Source organism: Ochrobactrum sp. Q0168 (genome assembly GCF_016427605.1).
GTDB lineage: Bacteria > Pseudomonadota > Alphaproteobacteria > Rhizobiales > Rhizobiaceae > Brucella.
Genome location: NZ_JAELXQ010000002.1, coordinates 309,852 through 326,556, shown reverse-complemented (window position 1 = coordinate 326,556; position 16,705 = coordinate 309,852). Strand labels below are relative to the sequence as shown.

Sequence of the window (16,705 nt, the reverse complement as noted above, 5' to 3'; positions counted from 1 at the left end):
CTCATGAAATTTCTTCGTTACGGTGAAGCCGGTCAGGAAAAGCCGGGCATTCTCGATGCCGATGGCGCAATCCGCGATCTTTCCGCCCATGTAAGCGACCTTTCCGGCGCGGCTCTGGCTCCCGATGCACTGGCCAAGCTTGGCGCAGTCGACGTCAATTCGCTGCCGAAGGTCGAAGGCAATCCGCGCCTCGGCCCTTGCGTTGCTGGCACCGGCAAGTTCATCTGCATCGGCCTCAACTATGCCGACCACGCGGCTGAATCCGGCATGGCTGTGCCGCCTGAGCCGGTTATCTTCATGAAGGCCACCTCGGCCATCGTGGGCCCGAATGATGACGTTCTCATCCCGCGCGGCTCGGAAAAGACCGACTGGGAAGTCGAGCTCGGCATCGTCATCGGCAAGACCGCAAAATACGTGTCGGAAGAAGACGCGCTGGATTATGTCGCGGGGTACTGCACGCTGCACGACGTTTCCGAACGTGCCTTCCAGATCGAACGCGCCGGTCAGTGGACCAAGGGCAAGTCCTGCGACACGTTCGGCCCGACCGGCCCATGGCTGGTGACGAAGGACGAAGTTGCCGACCCGCAGAACCTGAAAATGTGGCTCACCCTCAATGGTGAAACCATGCAGGACGGCTCGACCAAGACCATGGTCTACGGCGTTCGCTACCTCGTTTCCTACCTTTCGCAGTTCATGTCCCTGCAGCCGGGCGACATCATCTCTACCGGCACGCCTCCCGGCGTCGGCATGGGCATGAAGCCGCCACGCTACCTCAAGGCTGGCGATGTCGTCGAACTCGGCATTGAAGGCCTCGGCACGCAGAAACAGAACGTGCGCGCTGACATCTAGGCTTTGTTTACGCATGGTCCCGAAACCGTTCCCATGTTTTGGGATCATGCCCTGATCACGGATATATCATGACGAAAATCACTGACCTGCGCGTCTTCGACCTGCGTTTCCCGACTTCGCAAAGTCTGGACGGTTCGGATGCCATGAACCCGGACCCGGATTATTCGGCGGCCTATGTCATCCTCGATACGGATGATGCGTCGCTGAAGGGCCACGGCCTTACCTTCACCATCGGACGCGGCAACGACATTTGCTGTCAGGCGATTCTCGCCATGCGTCATCTGGTCGTGGGCGCTTCGATGGATGATTTCCTCGCCGCCCCCGGCAAGTTCTGGCGTTACCTGACCGGCGACAGCCAGTTGCGCTGGATCGGCCCGGACAAGGGCGCGATGCATCTTGCCACCGGCGCTGTCGTCAACGCCTTCTGGGACCTGGCTGCAAAGCAGGCGGGCAAGCCGGTATGGCGGCTCGTGGCCGACATGTCGCCGGAAGAAATCGCCGACATCGTCGATTATCGCTATCTCACCGATGCGCTGACGCGTGACGAAGCCGTCGCGATCCTGCGCAAGGCGGAAGCCGGCAAGGCTGAACGTATCGCCACGCTCGAAGCGGAAGGCTATGCGTGCTACACAACGTCGGCTGGTTGGCTTGGTTATGACGACGACAAGCTGCGCCGTCTTTGCCAGGAGGCCATCGACGAGGGCTTCCACCACGTCAAGATGAAGGTCGGCCGCGATCTCGAAGACGATATCCGTCGCCTGACCATCGCGCGCGAAGTGATCGGCCCCGACCGTTATCTGATGATCGACGCTAATCAGGTTTGGGAAGTCGATCAGGCGATCGAATGGGTCAACAAGCTGGCCTTCTCGAAGCCGTTCTTCATTGAAGAGCCGACCAGCCCGGATGATGTGGCAGGCCATCGCAAGATTCGCGAAGCCATTGGCGACGTGAAGGTCGCGACTGGCGAAATGTGCCAGAACCGCATCATGTTCAAGCAGTTCATCGCGGAAGGCGCCATCGACATCGTTCAGATCGACAGCTGCCGCATGGGCGGCCTGAATGAAGTTCTGGCCGTGCTGCTGATGGCTGCGAAGTTCGGCAAGCCGGTCTGGCCGCATGCGGGCGGCGTTGGCCTTTGCGAATATGTGCAGCATCTGTCGATGATCGACTATGTGGCCGTTTCGGGCACCAAGGAAGGCCGTGTGATCGAATATGTTGATCATCTGCACGAGCATTTCATCGACCCATGCGTCATCAAGAACGCGGCCTATATGCCGCCGTCGCTGCCGGGCTTCTCTATCGAGATGAAGCCCCAGTCGATTGCGGACTATACATTCAAGGGCTGAGCCGGTTTCAACACCGTATCGAACACGAAAACGCCGCGCTGAGAAGCGCGGCGTTTTTATTTTGCATGAAGCGGAATACGGGAATTGTGAAATTGGTTCCAGAGAAATGGTGCTCGATCAAATAGATGAAGGAAATCGTATGATAGAAGGTGGCTGAATATTGGGTCCAAATTATAGAACAAGATATAAAAGTAACTAATAATAATACCTTCTTCCTATTTATAAAAAAAAGAATAATAATAATCTGAAATAGTCAGTATAATAATTACTATAGGATAAATATGATGACAGGCCTGATAATGGCTCCCATATGGGCGGCCATGATAACATCCGTTTTTTCGACAGTAACTTCTTTGGTTATCCACTTTACTTGAGATCGAAAGTAGCGATTATGATTTCGTTTTTAGCTATTGGTGCTTGCATAACGTTCCTTGCTGCTGCAGCTATCGGAATTCCGTTTATGTTCTAAGCTTTTGTGATCCCCTATAACGGAAAGCGCGGCGAATTAAACTCGCTCGCGCTTTTTTATCGGGCGTCCTGCCGTGAGCAAGATTTGTTTCGGTTACATGTTCTGCTAGGGACGGCTAAAGCCACCCAAAGGTGTTGGATCCCGCTTTTACAGAAGGGGCTGTTCGTGCCTGCAATTTTAAGGAAAAGCGTACTCGATCAAAGAGATGAATGGTGCTGCGAGAGAGGATTGAACTCTCGACCTCTCCATTACCAATGGAGTGCTCTACCACTGAGCTACCGCAGCATTCTCTTGAGTGCGGCGGACTTCTGACACATCATTGCGCAAATCGCAAGCGACCAAATGCATTTCTTTTCACATAATGTGGAAATCTTCGGATAGCTGCGCATCAAGCCGCTTTTCGGGCGCTTTTTCTCGTAGTAAACACGGCTTATGAGCGAAAAACCGATCAATCAGGAACGACAAAACCAGCTGGACCGCCAGAAAAAGCGGCTGGCGGATCAACTGCGCGCGAATCTGATGCGCCGCAAGGAACAGTCGCGCTCGCGACGCTCCGGCGAGGCGGACGAGCGCAATGACGGCATTTCCGCTGCCAGCAAGGAAACGGAATAGGCAGTGACTGCCTTGTAAAGCCTTTCTTGAAGAGAAACGTCGGCTAAGGTAAAAGCGCATTTCTGTTCTCGGTTGCCATTGTCGTTCGAAAGCGATTCGCGTTTGAACGTAATTCCGCCGCAAGACTCGTCATTTGTCATGTATCGCCGCCGCGCCGCTCAGGCAGCAGCAGAAGCACATCCCGAAAAGGGTGAACCGGTTTTCGGGCAAGATGTGCGTCAAAACAAACAGTTGGAATGCCGATCCGATTATCCCGATCGAAACGCGTTCCAACGGCTTCAAATCGTTTACCGGGGGAGAAGCCTCGGCCCAGAAGGGGAAACAGCATGGATCGCATCAAAATCGTCGGCGGTAATAAGCTGAATGGAATCATTCCGATCTCGGGCGCAAAAAATGCCGCTTTGCCCCTGATGATCGCTTCGCTCCTAACCGACGATACGTTGACGCTCGAAAATGTGCCGCATCTGGCCGATGTCGAGCAACTGATCCGCATCCTCAGCAATCACGGCGTTGATTATTCGGTCAATGGTCGCCGCGAACACCAGAATGGCGCTTATTCCCGCACCATTCATTTCACGGCCCGCAACATCGTCGACACCACCGCGCCTTATGAGCTGGTCTCGAAAATGCGCGCTAGCTTCTGGGTGATCGGCCCGCTTTTGGCGCGCATGGGTGAAGCAACCGTGTCGCTGCCGGGCGGCTGCGCCATCGGCACGCGCCCTGTCGATCTGCTGCTCGATTGCCTGCAGGCGCTGGGTGCTGAAATCGACATCGAAAACGGCTATGCCAAGGCGCGTGCGCCGAAGGGTGGGCTTGTTGGCGCGCGCTATCGCTTCCCGAAGGTGTCGGTCGGCGCAACGCATGTCATGCTGATGGCCGCTGTTCTCGCCAAGGGCGAAACGATCATCGAGAACCCGGCGCGTGAGCCGGAAGTCGTCAATCTTGCCGATTGCCTCAATGCAATGGGCGCGAAGATCACGGGCGCTGGCACCGGCACGATCCATGTGCAGGGCGTGACCAGCCTTTCCGGCGCGCGCGTTCGCGTCATTCCTGACCGTATCGAAACCGGCACCTATGCCATGGCTGTCGCCATGACCGGCGGTGACGTGCTGCTCGAAGGCGCGCAGGAAAGCCTGCTTTCGTCGGCGCTCGACACGCTGCGTCAGGCCGGTGCGGAAATCACCGAGACCAATAGCGGCCTGCGCGTTGTGCGCAACGGCCACGGCATCCATCCGGTCGATGTCACCACCGATCCGTTCCCCGGCTTCCCGACCGACCTTCAGGCGCAGTTCATGGGCCTGATGACCAAGGCCAAGGGCACGTCGCATATCACCGAAACGATCTTCGAAAACCGCTTCATGCATGTGCAGGAACTGGCGCGTCTCGGCGCCAAGATTTCGCTGTCGGGCCAGACTGCGACCGTCGAAGGCGTGGAACGCCTCAAGGGCGCTCAGGTCATGGCGACCGATCTGCGCGCATCGGTCTCGCTGGTTATAGCGGGTCTTGCCGCCGAAGGCGAAACCGTCGTCAACCGCGTCTATCATCTTGATCGCGGGTTCGAGCGCCTGGAAGAAAAACTCTCGCGTTGCGGCGCGAATGTCGAACGCATCAGCGGATAATCGGCAAGGCCGGAACTTAGAGCGCATCCCGAAAAGTGTGAAACGTCTCCGCAGGGAAATCAGTTCACTGGACTGATTTCTGATCCTGCTTCGATCGGATAAGATGCGCGTTAGGACAAAGGATTAGAGCGCCGATCTGATGCAATCGGATCGAAACGCGATCTAATCCAGGTTCCGGCTTTTTCCATTCTGGGCACTGAATGATCAACAGGCTTGAAAAGCCTGTCGATTTTTTTCTGCCGACATGCAAAATTGCTTTGGCAAAACTGTTTTATAAGCCACCGGGCAGACAGCTTGGATGGTCCGTTTGAACATGACAGGAAATCGGTGCGAACCATGGATATGTTGAAGCTTGTGGCGTTGGATGAAGAGGATTTGCAGGTCCTGTCCGCCCATCTTCAGGACGCGGTTCTAAAAGTCTCCGATCTGCAATTTATCGCCAGGGAGCAGCGCTTTGTGCTGACGGCGAACCGCTTCGTCTGGGAAGAGGCGCGTCCGAAATTCCTGCGCAAGCCGCAATATCAGCGCCGCCGCGCCGCCCTGCATTTCAATCGCGTCACTGCCGCCAAGGCCACCGGTATCGACCGTCAGAAGCAGGACGATGTTTTGTCGCTGCTGACCATCGGTTTTGTCCCCGGCGAAGCGCCTGCGGGCACAATAGAACTGACATTCTCGGCAAATGCCGCTATCCGTCTTTCGGTGGAATGCATCGAAGCGCAGCTGACGGATCTGGGCGCGGCCTGGGAAACGGAATCGCTCCCGCGTCACGGCGTATGACAATGTAACTTCCACGCATCGCGTCTGCTGCCATGCGGGCGGTTGCTTTTATCTGGACTATTTAAAGGAATAAAAGCGTGGTCACGACGCTCAGACAAACCGATCCGAACTTCGAACAGCAATTCGCAGCCTTTCTGTCCGGCAAGCGCGAAGTTTCGGAAGACGTGGACCGCGCAGCCCGCGAAATCGTTGAGCGCGTGCGCCGCGAAGGCGATGCGGCGCTGATCGACTATTCGCGCCGTTTCGACCGTATCGATCTGGAAAAGACCGGCATTGCCGTCACGGAAGCCGAAATCGACGCGGCTTTTGACGTTGCGCCCGCATCCACTATCGAGGCGCTGAAACTGGCGCATCAGCGCATTGAAAGCCACCATGCCCGGCAATTGCCCAAGGATGATCGCTATACCGATGCGCTCGGCGTCGAGCTTGGTTCGCGCTGGACGGCAATCGAGGCGGTTGGCCTTTATGTGCCGGGCGGCACGGCGAGCTATCCAAGCTCGGTGCTGATGAATGCCGTGCCCGCCAAGGTGGCGGGTGTCGAGCGCATCGTGATGGTTGTTCCAGCACCAGACGGTATTCTCAATCCGCTTGTGCTGGTTGCGGCGCGCCTGGCGGGCGTATCGGAAATCTATCGCGTCGGCGGCGCGCAGGCGGTTGCAGCGCTTGCCTATGGCACGCAAACCATCAAGCCGGTCGCCAAGATTGTCGGCCCCGGCAATGCCTATGTCGCGGCTGCTAAGCGCATTGTGTTCGGCACGGTCGGTATCGATATGATCGCCGGTCCGTCGGAAGTGCTGGTGATTGCCGATAAGGACAACAATCCGGATTGGATCGCTGCCGATCTGCTGGCGCAGGCAGAGCATGACACCGCCGCGCAATCCATCCTCATGACCGATGACGAAGCGCTGGCCAAGGATGTGGAAGCGGCAGTCGAACGTCAGCTGCTGACGCTTCCGCGTGCTGAGACGGCCACTGCAAGCTGGCGCGATTTCGGCGCGGTCATTCTGGTTGAGGATTTCGAGGCGGCGGTTCCGCTCGCCAACCGTATTGCTGCCGAACATCTGGAAATCGCCGTTGCTGACCCGGAAGCGCTGCTGCCGAAGATCCGCAATGCCGGTTCCATCTTCATCGGCGCGCACACGCCGGAAGTGATCGGCGATTATGTGGGCGGCTGCAATCACGTTCTGCCGACGGCGCGCTCGGCCCGCTTCTCGTCTGGCCTCAATGTGCTTGATTATATGAAACGCACTTCGCTTTTGAAGCTCGGCCCGGACCAGTTGCGGGTTCTCGGGCCCGCGGCCATCGAAATCGCGCGTGCCGAAGGTCTCGATGCGCACGCCAAGTCTGTCGCCATCCGGCTTAATCTATGAGGCATTATGACCGCTGGCGTTCCCAATGCCCGTCTTGTTGACGTCGAGCTCGATGAATCCATCGGGCGGTCGACGCCTGACGTCGAGCATGAGCGCGCGGTCGCGATTTTCGATCTGATCGAGGAAAATTCCTTTCACCCGATTGGCGACGAGACCGGCGGTCCTTACCGGCTGAAACTGTCGCTGATGGAAACACGGCTGATCTTTGCCATCAGCCGTGAAAACGGGGACGATGTGGCGACGCATATATTGTCGCTGACCCCTCTGCGCCGCGTGGTGCGCGATTATTTCATGATTTGCGAAAGCTATTATCAGGCGATCCGCTCGGCGACGCCCAGCAAGATCGAAGCCATCGATATGGGCAGGCGCGGGCTGCATAATGAAGGATCGCAAACCTTGCAGGCGCGGCTGAAGGGCAAGATCGAAGTCGATTTCGACACGGCGCGGCGGCTGTTCACGCTTGTCTGCGTACTGCATTGGCGAGGTTGAGCCTGCATGGTCGCTGTTGATGTCGTGAGCGCGCAGGATGATGGAGAGGGCGATGTTGGCCCCAAACAGAAACTGCCGTCATCCCTGCTTTTCGTCTGCGGCAAGAACGCGATCCGCTCGCCAATGGCTGAACTTCTTGCAAGAAAGCTGTTGCCGCCCAATATATATGTGGCTTCCGCAGGTGTGAAACGGGGCGAACGCGATCCATTCGTGGATGCCGTGCTTTCGGAAGAGGGGCTTTCGCTCGACGACCGCCAACCGCGGGGCATTGAAGAACTGGCCGACGGCTATTTCGATCTCATCGTAACGCTGACACCGCTTGCCCATCATACGGTGCTGGAGCGCATGCGCGGTTTCTCCGTGGATGTGGAATATTGGCCGACGCCGGACCCCACGCTCGTCACCGGCAGCCGCGAGCAGATCATGAATGCTTATCGCGATGTGCGGGATCGGTTGAAGAAGCAGATTTTGCAGCGATTCAGCCCGAAGTAAGTTCACGGAATTCCGTTGTTCACAAATGCCGCCTAATCATATAGGTTCCGGCCAAATTTAGGATCAGAGTCCGTTTTCGGACGCTTTTTATCGAAGAAAGAAACAGGTATCGCATGGCGAAAGAAGAAGTCCTCGAATTTCCGGGTGTTGTTACGGAACTGCTGCCGAATGCAATGTTCCGCGTGAAGCTCGAAAACGAACATGAAATCATCGCTCATACGGCTGGCCGTATGCGCAAGAACCGCATCCGCGTTCTGGCCGGTGACAAGGTTCTGGTCGAAATGACCCCTTACGATCTGACCAAGGGTCGCATCACCTACCGCTTCAAGTAAGGTTATCACGCACGGGCAGCCGTTTCGGGGGTGTTCTTGACGACAGTTGCGCAACACAAGCTGGTTCTGGCTTCCGGGTCGCCTCGCAGGATCGAACTGCTGGGGCAAGCCGGTATCGAGCCGGATCATATCCAGCCTGCCGACATAGACGAGACGCCGCAGCGTAGCGAGCATCCGCGCTCGCTGGCGCGCCGTCTGTCGCGTGAAAAGGCCGAAGCGGCGCTGGCGCAGCTGAAAGGCGACGCCAATTTCGACAAGCCCTTCCTGCTCGCGGCCGATACGGTCGTCGCGGTCGGGCGGCGCATTCTGCCCAAGGCGGAAACTGCCGATGAGGCGCGTGAATGCCTGCGTCTTCTGTCGGGCCGCACCCATAAGGTCTTCACGGGCGTCTGCCTCGTTTTGCCGAACGGCAATCTGCGCCAGACCCTGGTGGAAACGCGCCTGCGCTTCGAGCGCCTGTCGCGTCAGCAGATTGACGCCTATCTCTCGTCGGGGGAATGGCGCGGCAAGGCTGGCGGCTACGCCATACAGGGCCTTGCAGGCAGTTTTGTCGTCAAGCTAGTTGGCTCCTACAGCAATGTGGTCGGCCTGCCGCTCCAGGAAACCGTAAGCCTGCTGGCTGACGGTGATTATCCGGTCTATGCCAACTGGAGCACCGGAAAAGTTTAAGGTTTAAGCCATGAACGGCAAGAAGGACATATCCGCAGCAGCAGGCGCCCGCGTGACGCCGCTGCGCCCGACACGACCTTGCCCTGAATGCGGCAAGCCTTCGGCGCGTGACAGCTATCCCTTCTGTTCGCCACGCTGCAAAAGCATCGATCTCAATCGCTGGCTTTCGGGAAGCTATGTCATTCCGGGGAAGCCTCTGGGCGAAGAGGACGAGGGCGAGAATTAGGCTTTTCGGCGCTTTTTCTCTTGTGAAATCAATTCATTAGAGAAACTGTGAGAAAAGCGCATAAAAAATGCGATACGGTGCTGGACAGCGCGAAATTTAATGCTATAACCCACCCACTTCCGGCGGACACCAACACCGCCACATGGCAAGATCAAGCGCTTGCTACAGGATGCCCGGATAGCTCAGTTGGTAGAGCAGCGGATTGAAAATCCGCGTGTCGGTGGTTCGAATCCGCCTCCGGGCACCACTTCTTCTCCAAGAAAGAATGCTGCGTGACGGGCGCTGCTATTTGCGCAATGCGCTTGCTCGTCCGCTTTTTTGCTTCGGTCGCTTCTATGCTCCCTCGCACTGATTGCTGGTAGTTCGCTAGGTGGAAAGATCGCGCATCCAATCGGATTATAGTTCAAAGAGCGAAGCGGCTTGCGGATAGGATATGCTTAAACGGGGAGATTTGGACGTTCGCTCTCATTGTTCGGGCGGGGCGCGTTTCGGTGTCTCAGGAGGGAGTTTTCGACGCGTTGGCTGGTCGGTGCAATATCGATCATGATGCCGTCTCTGGCCCATGCTGAAGCCGATCAGGACCATATCCCTTATGCCTGCGACCATGACAATGTCATTGATGTTTTCACATCGCGTGATGAACTGACCATATCCGATTGAGCGCCTTTAACCGCGACCGACTTCTCGAGAAAGTGCCGTCCGCTTCCGACAGCAGGTTTGCGCGCGAGCGCTATGAAATCGCTTTAGACTTTGACCGTGATTACCGCTCAAGATATCAGCGCGTTATGCATTCGGTGGAGTAGGCGGCCACAGTAATGGCGCTGCATTCACCTGCATGATTTTGATGAGAACTGTCTCGACCTGAAGTCGGATAAGCAAAAAGCGAAGCCCGATCTGTCGATCAGTCTGTCGTGAAATATTCGCTAAATGCTTGAAAAGAAATGGCGCACCCGAAAGGATTCGAACCTCTGACCCCCAGATTCGTAGTCTGGTGCTCTATCCAGCTGAGCTACGGGTGCTTGCCTTTGTGCCGCTCGCTGCGGCGATGGGCGGTTGATAATCGGACCCATTGCTAAATGCAAGCGTCTTCTGAGAAAAAAATGCCGTTCTGTGAATATTTCTTGTCAAAGCCCGGTTTTCCGGGCTTCCTCGCCGTTGTTTTCCCTGAGGTTTTTCCCCAGTCAGGCCGTTTCTTCCCGCCGCATCTGTTCCCTTTCGCGCTGCACAGGCAAATCAGGCAGGCGAATCTCGAAATGCGCGCCGATCGGACGGTCCTCCCGAAGCTCGATACTGCCGCCATGGGCGCGGATAAGCTCCTGCGCGATCGCAAGGCCAAGTCCCGTGCCGTCGCTGCGTGTCGAGCCCTTGAATGCCGTGAAGAGGTTATCGCGCGCCTTTTGCGGCAGGCCAGGGCCCGTATCCTCGACGCCGATGATGGCCGTGGTGCCGATTCGACCGGAAGAAAGCGTCAGGCGCTTCACCGCAGCAGTGCCGCCGGTATCGTCGCGCTCCATCGCCTGCACCGAATTGCGGCACAGATTGCTCAGCACGCGGAACAGCTGCTCCGAATCGACGTTCAGTTCGAAGTCATCCGGAATGCGATTGTCGAACTCGATGCCGCTTCCGCTTTCCAGATTGAGGCTTTCCTGCACATCCGTGACGATGGCGTGGAGATTGACACGGCGCGGCGTTGGCGGCGCTTCCTGCGAGCGCCCGTAAGCAATGACGCTTTCCGAATAGCTGATGGCGCGGCTGAGCGTGCGGATGAGCTTGGGCGCGAAACGCTTCACCATCGGGTCCTTGGCGTCCGACAGATGATCCGACATCAATTGCGCCGAGGCCAGAATGTTGCGCATGTCGTGATTGATTTTCGACACGGCGAGCCCAAGATCGGCCAGATGTTTCTGTTCTTTCAGCGTGCGTTGCAGGTCGCTCTGGATGTGGGAAATCTGCCGCTGGGCGATGCCGAACTCGTCCTTGCGGTTTTCCGGCACCAGAATGAGCGCCGGGTTATCCGGCGTCGTTGCGAAATCGATCATGTTGCGATGCATGATGCGCACCGGGCGCAGCAGCATTTCATGGATGATGAGATAGATCAGGCTGGCGGCAATCACCGAGATAATCAGCGAGATGACGGCGACGTTGCGAGCGTAGATCAGCATGGCGCGCCTCATGGGCGCATCGGAAGTGACGATTTCAATCACCCGACCGGGCGTCGCTGTCGGCGAAACCGAACCGTAGATACGCAACGTCCTGTCGCCGCCGGAGAAAAGCGTGCTGAAGGCATCCCAGATGGACGCCGCTTCACTGACATTATCGAGGTCGATGACCTGATCGATCTTGCCGGGCACTTCCGACATGGCGAGCAGGCGAGAGGCGCCGGCCTCACGCAGCGCAATCGCCTTGGTGCCGGTGACGAGAAGCACCTTGTCCTGAATGGCGCGCGGAACGTCCATATTCGCGCTTGCCGCCAGCACTTCGCTGACCGCGCCCACCGTATCGAGGCGCGATGTCAGCCAGCGCAGGCGCATATTGGCGATGGACGGCACGAAAATCAGAACTTCCGCCACGAGAACGGCGAGCACGATAAGCAGAAGCAATTTGCTGGAAAGGCGGTTCTGCCAGCGCAGACGCGTAAATTGCGCAGGCGAGGTCCGATCCTCCGCACTTCTGTCCTGCGCAGCGGCTTCTATCGGAACAACGCCCGGATTTATGGTCTTTTCAAAAACCGCCATAACCTGATTCCAAATAGACGGCGTCTGGGCTGTTGGCCGGTGCAGCGCGTCCGATACGCCCGATATGCCCCGATACGCCTATGAGACTCGATACTGCAATAAATATAGCTTCCTATATATGGTGGCGGGGCAGATTTCCAACAGGCTTTATTGTATCGATTTAAAGGTGCTCGTCACATCTTGCGTGCAAGGATTACGGAAATTTAATTCGACCTTCCGGGGGCGCGATGCAAAAAAGCCATATGGGAATGAGTTAGCTATTTCTCCGTCGAATCTCTGTCATGGGCAGGCGTAACCATCGTGCCGATCGGTTGCCGCGAATAGACAGGCATTCGACGTGTCGTGCAAAAAAGTATATTTTTGAAAAGACAGGACCTGTCGGGCAGCGACGGGACGGGGCCTGCCGGAGAGCTGAATGAAATCGTGGAAGCAGATTGCACTCTGCCTGCTTATTGTTCTGGCCGCTGCGGGCGGCTGGTACGCCTATAAACAGAAGAATGCTGCGCCGGAAAATGCCGCCGCAGGTGCCGATGCGCCTCGCACTCAGCAATCCGCTTCCAGAACCGGCGCGAGGGCGCCGCTGGTCGTCGTCGAACCGGCAAGCGAAGAAACCATCAATAATCGTCTGACCGCCATTGGTTCCGCGCGTGCGCTCAGCACGGTTTCGATCACGCCTTATTCCAGCGGTTATATGAATAAGCTTTTCGTCAAGGCCGGCGATACCGTCAAGGCTGGCGACCCGATTGCCGAACTTGATTCCGATACCGAGACGATTGTCGTCGCCAAGGCTGAAACCGCCCTTAAAGATGCCGAGACGACCCGCCAGCGTGTCGAGCGGTTGCGTGCGACCAACACCGCCACCGCAGTTCAGGAGGTTGTCGCAGAATTGGCCGTTGCCAATGCGCAGCTTGCCCTGAAGGACGCGCAGCTTGCCCTGAGCCGCCGCACGGTGCGCTCGCCGATTTCCGGCGTGGTCGGCATTTTGCCCGTCAATGCAGGCAATTATGTCACCGCCCAGACCTCGATTGCGCGCATTGATGACCGCTCCAAGATGCTGGTCGATATCTGGGTTCCGGAACGTTTTGCGCCGCAGATCAAGGTGGGCCAACCGCTGACGGCGTCAACGACCGCCTTTCCGGGCGAAACCCACAAGGGCGAAATTAACGCTGTCGACAATATGATCGACGAGGCGAGCCGCACGCTGCATGTGCGTGCCGAGGTCGACAATTCGGAAGACCGGTTGCGTGCAGGCATGTCTTTCTTCGTCACGGTGCTGTTTCCCGGCAATCGTTTTCCCTCCGTTGATCCGCTGGCAATCCAGTGGGGTGCGGACGGTTCTTATGTCTGGCGTATCGAAGACGGTCTGGCGAAGAAGGTCGCCGTGCGGGTCGTGCAGCGCAATGCAACGAGCATTCTTCTGGACGGTCCGGTCAAGCAGGGCGACATGATCGTTACGCAAGGGGTCCAGACCGTTCGCGACGAAGCACCGGTTCGCGTGATGGATGCGCAGGGCACCGCCCGCGCCGAACCCGCGCCTGCAAAACCTGTTGCCGGTTGAGGGCGCGCCGGTGAGCAGTCATAAACCATCATCCGCCGGAAGCGGCGGCTCGACGGCGCTTTTCATCCGCCGCCCCGTCTTCGCCTTCGTCATCAATGTTCTGATAGTCGTGGCTGGCCTTGCCGCTGTCAGCGGCGTCGATATTCGCGAATTGCCCGATGTGGATCGCCCGGTTGTCACGATCAGTACGGACTTCAAGGGCGCGTCCGCCGAGACCATCGACCGGCAGCTGACGCAGGTGCTGGAAAACGCCGTTGCGCGTGTGTCCGGCGTCAAGTCGATTTCCTCGACATCGTCTTTCGAGCGCAGCCGCGTGACGGTCGAGTTCAATGACGGCGTCGATCTCAACGTTGCCGCCGCCGATATGCGCGATGCGATTTCACGCGTCGCCAATACGGTGCCGGAAGAAGCCGATCCATCCCGTATCATCAAGGCGGATTCGAACGCCGATCCCGTGATGCGACTGGCCGTGACCTCGGACACCATGTCCGTGGACGACATGACCGTGCTGATCGAAGACCAGATTCAGGACGTGTTGTCGGCAGTGCCGGGCGTGGCCGATGTGCAGATCAACGGCGACCGCGCCAAGATTTTCCGCATCGACATCAATCAGGCGCGTCTGGCAAGCTACGGGCTGACGCTGGCCGATGTGGCGACCGCGCTCAATTCCATGGGGCTGGATGCGCCAGCTGGATCGCTGCGCAGTTCCGATCAGGCCATCGTGGTGCGCGCGACGGCCAATCTGGAAAAGCCCGAAGATTTCGAGAATGTCTATATCAAGGGCCGCACGCAGATCCGTGACGTCGCCACCGTGACGCTTGGGCCCGATGTCGAAAGTTCGGCAGTGCGCTCCAATGGCAAGATGGCCATCGGTCTGGGTATCGTGCGTCAGGCGCAGTCCAACACGCTCGATATTTCGCAGGGCGTCCGTGCTGCCGTTGCCAATCTTCAGCAAACCCTGCCGCCCGGCGTCAACATCGCCGTCACCAGCGATGATGCGAGCTTCATTAACGGCGCTATCCATGAAGTCGAGATCGCGCTGATTGCCTCGGTGATCATCGTGGTGGCGATCATCTTCATGTTCCTGTGGGATATTCGCGCCACGCTCATTCCGGCATTGTCCATGCCGGTGGCGTTGATCGGCACCGTCGCGGCGATTTATCTTGCGGGCTTTTCCATCAACATTCTGACATTGCTGGCGCTGGTGCTTGCCACCGGCCTTGTGGTCGATGACGCCATCGTGGTGCTGGAAAATGTCGTGCGACGGCGCAATCAGGGCATGGGTCCGCGCGCTGCCGCCGTGCTCGGCACGCAGGAAGTGTTCTTTGCCGTCATAGCGACCACGCTGACGCTCGCCGCCGTGTTCGTGCCGATTTCGTTTCTGCCGGGGCAGGCGGGCGGCCTGTTCCGCGAGTTCGGCTTCGTGCTGGCCATTGCGGTTCTGCTGTCGTCCGTGGTGGCGTTGACGCTTTGCCCGATGCTGGCCTCGCGCTTTCTGCGAGAAGGCAGTGGCGAGACCGAAGGCGCGCATGGTCCGCTGTTTCTGCGTCGCATCGGCGGCGCGCTTGCCGGTTTCTACCGCAAGACGCTGCATGCTTGTCTCGCCGCGCCGTGGGTAGTGGTGCTGGTGGCGCTGCTTTTCGGCGGCGCATCGGTCATCGTCTATGGCACGATCCGGCAGGAACTGACGCCATCGGAAGACCGCGCGGTGGCGGTGCTGCGCATCAACGGCCCGCAAGGCATCAGCGTGGACTTCCTGCAATCGCAGCTCAACATGATCGAGGAAGCCATCCAGCCCTTGCGCGACGATGGTGAGATTGTCACCACCTATGCCATTGCCGGTTCCGGCGGCTCCTCCAATAATGGTTTCATGGTGCTCACACTTGCCCCATGGAAGGAGCGTCACCGCAGCCAGCAGGAGATCATGGCCGATATCACCAAGCGGGTGCAGAACATTACAGCCGTGCGCATCTTCTCAACGCAGCCGAACAGTCTCGGTATTCGCGGTGCCGGTAACGGACTGCAATTCGCCATTGTCGGCAGCGATTACGCCAAGCTTCAGCCTGCCGCGCAGGCCGTTGTGGCGGCGCTGGAAAAAGATCCGCGCTTTGTGCAGCCACGTCTTTCGGTGGAGCCGACGCAACCGCAGCTTTCCGTCGAGATAAACCGTGAACGCGCCTCCGATCTTGGCATCGACATTACCGGCCTTGCCAATGCCGTGCAGTCGGTGCTGGACGGGCGCAAGATCGGCTCGGTCTATGTCGGCGACCGCAGTTTCGACGTGAAATTCGTCGCGACGACCAATCCGATCAACGATCCGACCGATCTGGAAAACATCTTCATGAAAGCGGCCGACGGTCGCTATGTGCCGATGTCGTCCATCGCAACCGTCGTTGAAAAGGCGGTGCCGCCGCAGCTCGATCGTGAAACGCGCCAGCGTTCGGTGGCCATCACCACCGGCCTGCGGGCAGACTTTGCACTCGGCAATGCCTTCACGGCAGCGCAGGAAATCGCAGCACCGCTTTTGCCGCTGGGCAGCCATATCATTCCGCTGGCCGAAGCCTCGACGCTCAGCGAAACCTCCAGCGGTCTTGCCATGGTGTTCGGCTTTGCCATCATCATCATTCTGCTGGTGCTGGCGGCACAGTTTGAAAGCTTCGTGAGTGCGCTGATCGTCATGGCGACGGTGCCGCTCGGTCTTGGCTGTGCGGTGATCGCGATGATGCTGACCGGCACCAGCCTCAATGTCTATAGCCAGATCGGCCTTGTGCTTCTGGTGGGCATCATGGCCAAGAACGGCATTCTGATCGTCGAATTTGCCGATCAGCTGCGCGACAAGGGGCTGAGCGTGCGCGAGGCGGTGGAGGAAGCCTCCAATATCCGCCTGCGTCCGGTCTGCATGACGATGATCTGCGCCGTGCTGGGCGGCGTGCCGCTGGTTCTGGCCAGCGGGGCCGGGGCGGAAGCCCGCGTGGCGCTCGGCTGGGTGATCGTCGGCGGTCTTGGCCTTGCAACCATTGCCACGCTTTATGTGACGCCGGTGGCCTATCTGCTGCTTGGACGCTTCACCAAGCCGAAGGTCGAGGAAGAAGCGCGTCTGGAGCGTGAGCTTGTTCGAGCTGTGGCTCTGGAAGAAAAGCTGAAGTAGAACAATCGGACGGA

General features: G+C 58.1%; 14 protein-coding genes and 3 tRNA genes. 14 read left to right on the top strand and 3 right to left on the bottom strand.

From position 1 onward, the window contains the following. The first annotated feature begins 3 nt into the window (after positions 1-3). The gene (locus tag JAU75_RS05870) at positions 4-849 is read left to right on the top strand and encodes a fumarylacetoacetate hydrolase family protein (RefSeq protein ID WP_140024411.1); all 846 of its coding nucleotides are present in this window, start codon (positions 4-6) and stop codon (positions 847-849) included. A 68-nt stretch (positions 850-917) separates the two neighbouring features. Next, complete coding sequence (locus JAU75_RS05865) at positions 918-2,195, top strand: L-fuconate dehydratase (RefSeq protein WP_121537206.1); 1,278 nt, start codon at positions 918-920, stop codon at positions 2,193-2,195. Between the two features lie 679 nt (positions 2,196-2,874). On the opposite strand, the gene JAU75_RS05860 is transcribed toward JAU75_RS05865, so the two are convergent. Beyond that, positions 2,875-2,949, bottom strand: a tRNA-Thr gene (locus JAU75_RS05860). Between the two features lie 147 nt (positions 2,950-3,096). On the opposite strand from JAU75_RS05860, the gene JAU75_RS05855 reads away from it, so the two are divergent. The 10 genes from JAU75_RS05855 (at position 3,097) to JAU75_RS05810 (ending at position 9,497) form a co-directional block, all read left to right on the top strand. Then, entirely contained in the window at positions 3,097-3,276 is a 180-nt protein-coding gene (locus JAU75_RS05855; RefSeq protein ID WP_199055435.1) for a hypothetical protein, read from the top strand. Between the two features lie 326 nt (positions 3,277-3,602). Beyond that, positions 3,603-4,895, top strand: a complete 1,293-nt coding sequence (gene murA, locus JAU75_RS05850; protein WP_199055433.1) for a UDP-N-acetylglucosamine 1-carboxyvinyltransferase — start codon at positions 3,603-3,605, stop codon at positions 4,893-4,895. Between the two features lie 336 nt (positions 4,896-5,231). Next, positions 5,232-5,672: a DUF2948 family protein gene (locus JAU75_RS05845; RefSeq protein ID WP_199055431.1), complete on the top strand. Its 441-nt coding sequence runs from the start codon at positions 5,232-5,234 to the stop codon at positions 5,670-5,672. Between the two features lie 77 nt (positions 5,673-5,749). Continuing rightward, positions 5,750-7,042, top strand: coding sequence for a histidinol dehydrogenase (gene hisD, locus JAU75_RS05840; protein ID WP_199055429.1), 1,293 nt, complete (start codon positions 5,750-5,752; stop codon positions 7,040-7,042). 6 nt (positions 7,043-7,048) lie between these two features. Beyond that, positions 7,049-7,531: a UPF0262 family protein gene (locus JAU75_RS05835; RefSeq protein ID WP_199055427.1), complete on the top strand. Its 483-nt coding sequence runs from the start codon at positions 7,049-7,051 to the stop codon at positions 7,529-7,531. A 6-nt stretch (positions 7,532-7,537) separates the two neighbouring features. Then, positions 7,538-8,023 (top strand): low molecular weight phosphatase family protein, encoded by a 486-nt coding sequence (locus JAU75_RS05830; RefSeq protein ID WP_247880402.1) that lies wholly within the window; start codon positions 7,538-7,540, stop codon positions 8,021-8,023. Positions 8,024-8,136: 113 nt separating this feature from the next. Continuing rightward, positions 8,137-8,355, top strand: coding sequence for a translation initiation factor IF-1 (gene infA, locus JAU75_RS05825; protein ID WP_002965531.1), 219 nt, complete (start codon positions 8,137-8,139; stop codon positions 8,353-8,355). 36 nt (positions 8,356-8,391) lie between these two features. Continuing rightward, positions 8,392-9,024, top strand: a complete 633-nt coding sequence (locus JAU75_RS05820) for a Maf-like protein (protein ID WP_199055425.1) — start codon at positions 8,392-8,394, stop codon at positions 9,022-9,024. Positions 9,025-9,034: 10 nt separating this feature from the next. Beyond that, a complete protein-coding gene (yacG, locus tag JAU75_RS05815; RefSeq protein ID WP_182519259.1) occupies positions 9,035-9,250 on the top strand; it encodes a DNA gyrase inhibitor YacG in 216 nt (71 codons plus the stop codon). Between the two features lie 171 nt (positions 9,251-9,421). After that, a tRNA-Phe gene (locus JAU75_RS05810) sits at positions 9,422-9,497 on the top strand. Between the two features lie 695 nt (positions 9,498-10,192). On the opposite strand, the gene JAU75_RS05805 is transcribed toward JAU75_RS05810, so the two are convergent. Next, positions 10,193-10,269, bottom strand: a tRNA-Arg gene (locus JAU75_RS05805). A gap of 162 nt (positions 10,270-10,431) precedes the next feature. Beyond that, positions 10,432-11,985 carry a HAMP domain-containing sensor histidine kinase gene (locus JAU75_RS05800; protein WP_199055423.1) on the bottom strand — a complete coding sequence of 518 codons (1,554 nt, stop codon included), beginning with the start codon at positions 11,983-11,985 and terminating at the stop codon, positions 10,432-10,434. A gap of 415 nt (positions 11,986-12,400) precedes the next feature. On the opposite strand from JAU75_RS05800, the gene JAU75_RS05795 reads away from it, so the two are divergent. Together JAU75_RS05795 and JAU75_RS05790 are read left to right on the top strand one after the other, a co-directional pair. Beyond that, the gene (locus JAU75_RS05795) at positions 12,401-13,543 is read left to right on the top strand and encodes an efflux RND transporter periplasmic adaptor subunit (RefSeq protein ID WP_199055421.1); all 1,143 of its coding nucleotides are present in this window, start codon (positions 12,401-12,403) and stop codon (positions 13,541-13,543) included. Next, on the top strand, positions 13,488-16,691 hold the full coding sequence (locus JAU75_RS05790; RefSeq protein WP_247880401.1) for an efflux RND transporter permease subunit: 3,204 nt from the start codon (positions 13,488-13,490) through the stop codon (positions 16,689-16,691). The genes JAU75_RS05795 and JAU75_RS05790 overlap by 56 nt, the downstream gene beginning before the upstream one ends. Positions 16,692-16,705: the final 14 nt, after the last annotated feature.